7 protein-coding genes are annotated in these 4,434 nt (G+C 66.4%); 3 read left to right on the top strand and 4 right to left on the bottom strand.

Annotated features, from left to right (window positions below; genetic code table 11):
* Nucleotides 1-38: 38 nt before the first annotated feature.
* A complete protein-coding gene (locus AC5LUJ_RS22675) occupies nucleotides 39-1,775 on the top strand; it encodes a protein kinase domain-containing protein (protein ID WP_445548175.1) in 1,737 nt (578 codons plus the stop codon).
* Between the two features lie 120 nt (nucleotides 1,776-1,895).
* On the opposite strand, the gene AC5LUJ_RS22670 is transcribed toward AC5LUJ_RS22675, so the two are convergent.
* From AC5LUJ_RS22670 to AC5LUJ_RS22655, 4 genes are all read right to left on the bottom strand, one after another.
* Nucleotides 1,896-2,378 (bottom strand): SRPBCC family protein, encoded by a 483-nt coding sequence (locus AC5LUJ_RS22670; RefSeq protein WP_250286210.1) that lies wholly within the window; start codon nucleotides 2,376-2,378, stop codon nucleotides 1,896-1,898.
* Nucleotides 2,378-2,632: a hypothetical protein gene (locus tag AC5LUJ_RS22665; RefSeq protein WP_250286207.1), complete on the bottom strand. Its 255-nt coding sequence runs from the start codon at nucleotides 2,630-2,632 to the stop codon at nucleotides 2,378-2,380. Before AC5LUJ_RS22665 ends, AC5LUJ_RS22670 begins: the two co-directional genes overlap by 1 nt.
* Nucleotides 2,633-2,769: 137 nt before the next feature.
* Nucleotides 2,770-3,111 (bottom strand): type II toxin-antitoxin system PemK/MazF family toxin, encoded by a 342-nt coding sequence (locus AC5LUJ_RS22660; RefSeq protein ID WP_493465715.1) that lies wholly within the window; start codon nucleotides 3,109-3,111, stop codon nucleotides 2,770-2,772.
* On the bottom strand, nucleotides 3,108-3,350 hold the full coding sequence (locus tag AC5LUJ_RS22655) for a CopG family ribbon-helix-helix protein (protein ID WP_250286205.1): 243 nt from the start codon (nucleotides 3,348-3,350) through the stop codon (nucleotides 3,108-3,110). The genes AC5LUJ_RS22660 and AC5LUJ_RS22655 overlap by 4 nt, the downstream gene beginning before the upstream one ends.
* Nucleotides 3,351-3,836: 486 nt before the next feature.
* Here AC5LUJ_RS22655 and AC5LUJ_RS22650 point away from each other — a divergent pair, with 486 nt between their 5' ends.
* Together AC5LUJ_RS22650 and AC5LUJ_RS22645 are read left to right on the top strand one after the other, a co-directional pair.
* The gene (locus tag AC5LUJ_RS22650) at nucleotides 3,837-4,118 is read left to right on the top strand and encodes a type II toxin-antitoxin system Phd/YefM family antitoxin (protein ID WP_250286203.1); all 282 of its coding nucleotides are present in this window, start codon (nucleotides 3,837-3,839) and stop codon (nucleotides 4,116-4,118) included.
* Entirely contained in the window at nucleotides 4,118-4,432 is a 315-nt protein-coding gene (locus tag AC5LUJ_RS22645) for a type II toxin-antitoxin system RelE family toxin (RefSeq protein ID WP_250286201.1), read from the top strand. Before AC5LUJ_RS22650 ends, AC5LUJ_RS22645 begins: the two co-directional genes overlap by 1 nt.
* Nucleotides 4,433-4,434 lie beyond the last annotated feature (2 nt).

Raw genomic sequence — 4,434 nt, 5'->3', positions numbered from 1 at the left:
CCGTTATGGTCACGGACAGCAAGCTACACGGAGAAGCGATGACCAGCACATCGCCGGACACGGACCGCACCGTCCCGGGGGAAGACATGCCACAGCCGAACCCGCCGAACACACCTGATGAGGCGGGACGAGGCCGGGAGCCGGTGTTCACCCCGCTGAGCCCGGAGGATCCCCGCGAGATCGGCACATATCCGCTCTGGGCCCGGATCGGCGAGGGCGGCATGGGGATTGTGTACCTGTCCCACACCCCCGGCGGCCGGCAGGTCGCGCTCAAAGTGGCCTGGCCGGGGCTCGCCACCGATCCCGAGTTCCGGCGTCGCTTCGAAGAAGAGGTGAAGATCGCCCAACGGGTCCTGGGCTTGTACACCGCTCCGGTCATCGCCTGTGACCCGCACGCCCCACGCCCGTGGCTGGCCACCGCCTACATTGCAGCCCCCTCTCTCGCCGTAACCGTCACCCGTCATGGACCACTGCCAGCGGAGACCGTCCTGCTGCTGATCGCCGGAGTCGCGGAGGCACTGCAGTCCATCCACGACGCCGGTGTGATCCACCGCGACCTCAAGCCAAGCAACATCATTCTTGCCGCGGACGGCCCCCGAGTAATCGATTTCGGTATTTCCCGGGCAATCGAAGCCGCCCAAACAAAGATCACCCAGACCGGGGTTCGAATCGGCACGCCTGCGTTCATGGCTCCCGAACAGGCTCAGGGAGTCTCTCTGAGCACGTCCGGGGACATTTTCTCCCTCGGCTCCACCGCCTACTATGCGATCACCGGCAGGCTGCCGTTCGGCGGAGACGCTGCCGTCTCCTACCGGATCGTGCACGGGCAGCCCGACTGGGACAGCTGCCCGGACCGGGTCCGCGATGTGCTGGAACGGTGCATGGAGAAGGATCCGACAGCTCGCCCCACTCCGGCGGAGCTGATCGAGCTGTGCCGGGCGGCATCCACCGACGAGCGGCTGCGCATCGACGAGAACTGGCTGCCTCCCACCGTGGTCGCGGATCTCAGCCGCTATGATGCCACCCCACCCAGACCATCCGATCTGCCTAAATCGCTGAAACTATTCAGTTCGTTCATATCATCCGGTCCGTCGCCAGACGAATTCAAGCCTCCTCAGCCGGCACCGGACACACCCGAGCCGCCTGGGCGTCCAGGCCGCAAACGGCTGTGGTGGATTGTCAGCGGGTGCGCTGCGGTCGTGCTTGCGATGGTCACGACCGTGCTCATAATTCGCACATCAGGAGGAAATGCACCGTCGGACGAGGCGGCCGGTTCGCCCAGGCCCTTCGTGACAGAAGAATCCGGTCAGAGCCGGGATACGTCGACAGCTCCGGTGGCTACCGGCGGAATCACCCTCCATAGCAACCGTTTCGGGCAGGGCATGTGCCTTGACGCCGACATCAACTATCAGGGCGTCAACGGCACGAGGGTCCAGCTCTGGACGTGCAACGGATCCGTCCAGCAACAGTGGTACTACGAAGGCGACCTGCATACCGGAGCGTTGATTCACAGCGTGAAGTGGCCGGGGATGTGCCTCGACGCCGACACGAACACCATCGGCAGTAACGGCGGGAAGGTACAGCTCTGGATGTGCAACGGGTTCGCCCAGCAACGGTGGTACTACCGTAACACCGCGGGGGCAAACGCCTATCAGAACGGATGGGGCGCCCCGTACGGCCGGTGCCTCGATGCCGATTCCAACGCCGGCTGGGACGGCACGAGGGTGCAGCTGTGGGAGTGCAACCAGACCACCCAGCAACAATGGCGGGAGTAGACCGTTCGGCAACCCGGACCACCACCGGGGCTTCCCTCGCTCGTCGAAGGTATCGCTGATCCGCCGGTGTCACTCGCTCACCGGCCGGTCGGCGGACGAGCGACACCGGGGAGCACCACCTCAGACTCCACCGGCGGAAAGCAGGATGTCGAGTTTGGTGTAGCCCTCGTTGACCCCGCTCTCCATCCCGCTGCGCAGCCAGGCGTCCCGGCTGTCGAAGCTGTCCACCAGCGACTGGGCGTGCAGTCTGGTACGGCCGTCGCCGAGGTCCTCGAACCGCAGCGTCTCGAGCGCGACGCCGTCCGGTTCACCATCGAACGTGAAGGTCTGCACGATACGGTCGGTGCGGACCTCGTGGAAACTACCGTGGAAGCCGAACTCGTTGCCGTCGTGCTCGGCGACATAACGCCAGCTTCCACCGGTCCTGGCGTCCCAGTGCTCGATCCGGGTCCGCAGTCCGTTCGGCCCGACCCACCGCGCGAACAGGGCGGGGTCGGTGTGCGCCCGGAACAGCTGTTCCGGGGTGGCCGCGAAGTCCCGGGTGATCCGGATGATCGGTACGTTCTGGTCGGCTTCGATCACGGCGGCAGCGATGGTGCTCATCAGGCTGTCTCCTTTTCCTTTGTCGGCTGTTCGTCGTCACGGGCGTTGTTCGTGGTGATGTCGGTGACGCCGGTGATGCTGGCGGCGTCGTCGTTCATGGCGGCCAGCACGGCGTCGAGGCGTCGGTAACGCTCCTCGGCCTGCCGCCGGTACCGCTCGATCCACGCGGTCATCAGGTCGAACACCTTCGCCTCGAGGTGCACCGGGCTGCGGCCGGCCTCCGGCAGCGCCGTCTCCCCATCGCCCCGGGACACGGTGGACCTGTGTCGGACGAGTGGTCAGATCGCCAGGGCGAGCTCAGTGAAGGCAGCCGTCAGCCGCTGGCGGGGTTCGGCGTCCGTGCCGAGCGGTGATGCCCCGCCGCGGTGTTGGCGGCACACTGCCGCACACGTCAGAGCGCGAGTACCTGACGTAGCCCCCGGCCCAGGTCTCGCATGAGGCTCTCCGGGACAGCGCCGACAGCGTGCCCGAGTTCGTCCTTGTTGAGCGTGACGATGGCGGTCACGTTGGCCACAGAGTCGCATTGTAGGCCGGTCACCGCGGCGGGGAGGAAGACGTTGCCGGGCATGGTGGCGAGCGCGGTATTCGACGTGATGACGACTGCGACGACTGTGGCCAACCGGCTCGCGTTGTAGAACGCGGACTGGACGACCACCACTGGGCGGCGTTTCGCGGGGCGGCTGCCCTCCGCCTCACCGAGGTCGACCCAGCGAATATCGCCACGGCTGATCACCAGCCCTCGCTGTCGCCCAGTGCTCGCCGGCCGGCGAGCACCGCGTCCTGGAACGAGTCGTCGGGACCCGCGAGCTCAAGAGCGGCGTCGATACGCTCAGTCAGGGACTGGGCGTCGAGCTCCTGGATGTAGCGACGGGCGGCTGTCGTGAAGAACTCGGAGCGACTCACGCCGAGTGCGGCCGCGCGACGCTCAGCCTCGTTGAACGTCTCGTCCGGGATCGAGATCGCAGTCTTCATGCGCTTAGTATAACCGGGTATGACCACGCGGTCGCGTGCCGCTACGAACTCGACACGGACGCCGAACCCCGCCAGCGGCTGACGGCTGCCTTCACCAAGTTCGCCCTGGCGATCTGATCATCGGTCCGGCGCATCCACCGCATCCTGCCTGCGCCCAATGCAACAGTGCCTCCGGCCCCGACAGGCCGTACATCAGCATCACCCTGGGCCACAGTCCCAGGCCGGCTTCTGGCACCCCACAAGTCGTCACGGAAGCAGATCGAACGCCGGGACCCCTACCTGCCGACGGCCCGCCCCAGGACGACGTCGCCATCCTCACTGTCTTCCTACTGCGGCAGCCTCCTCAGCCCGGGACCGGCCCCGTGCCCGGGATCACCCGGCAGTCGGCGCACGAGTGCTGCAGCGCTACCGTGCGTCGGACAGACACCAGTCGATCTTCTACCCGTATTCTGGCTATGATTCAGACCGGTCACTATTCTGACCTCTATGGAGACTATTTCGATCACGCAGGCCAAGGCCCGGATCGCCGAGCTCGCCGACCGGGTAGCGCGGGAGCACGACCACTTCACGATCACCCGTAACGGCCGGGCCGACGTCATGCTGATCTCGGTGGCAGAGTACGAGTCGATGCAGGAGACGCTCGATCTGCTCTCCGATGACGAGGCCCTGGCCGATCTACGCCAGTCGCGGGAGGACTTCGCGACAGGGGACACGTTCGCCGTGGAGGAGGTCCGGGCCGAGCTGGAGCGCCGCCGCGGGGCGGCCTGATGGCCGCCAGCGACGAGGAGGCCGACGCAGGCGCCGCCGAGAAGCCCAGCCCGTACACGGTCCTGTTCTCCCGGCAAGCTCGCCGAAACCTCAGCGAGCACCTTCCACTGGACGTGGCGATCGCGGCGACGGAGGCCGTCTACCGGACAGTCGCACTCAGCCCCTCCCGAGTGGGCAAGCCACTCAACGAACCCTTCGACGGGTACTACTCGGCCCGCCGTGGCACCTATCGGATCATCTACCGCATCGATGAAGCCAGCCGTGCCGTAGAGACCCACTCGATCCGCCACCGCCGCGACGCCTACCGCGCATAGGG

The organism is Protofrankia sp. CiP1_Cm_nod3, assembly GCF_982290655.1.
The sequence above is the reverse complement of the archived record's forward strand: the minus strand, read 5'-3'. Positions and strand labels throughout refer to the sequence as shown.